At 70.5% G+C, this 312-nt stretch carries 1 pseudogene; it reads right to left on the bottom strand.

The window, feature by feature from the left end:
* Positions 1 to 312 (bottom strand): annotated as a pseudogene (locus P0D96_RS48570) (efflux RND transporter periplasmic adaptor subunit); the annotation flags it as partial.

Here is a 312-nt window from a genome sequence, read left to right as displayed (position 1 = left end):
TGCTTCGGCAAAAGGCGTGACGGCGCCCGGCAGCAGCAGTTCGTTGACGGCCGGCGCGGCGCGCGGTGCGACCACCGACACGCTGAGCATGCTTTGCGCCTGTGTTTGCTGCGTGAGCGCGGCGCTTGCATGCAGACGCGGCACGATGCCGACGATCAGCAAGGCCACTGCAAGACCGCTCAGCGCGAACGGCCAGAGACGGCGGCGCGGTTTGACGGTGGGGTCGCGGTGGGACGTGGGGTCGGCGGCGTGCATGCTTTCGTTGCCGCTTGCAGGCTGAGCGGCCGTGCCGGCTTGCGCGGCACCAGCGGC

The sequence above is a fragment of the Paraburkholderia sp. RL17-347-BIC-D genome, assembly GCF_046027915.1.
Taxonomy (GTDB): Bacteria; Pseudomonadota; Gammaproteobacteria; order Burkholderiales; family Burkholderiaceae; genus Paraburkholderia.
Note: the sequence above shows the minus strand (reverse complement) of the source record. Positions and strands in the feature narration are given on the sequence as shown.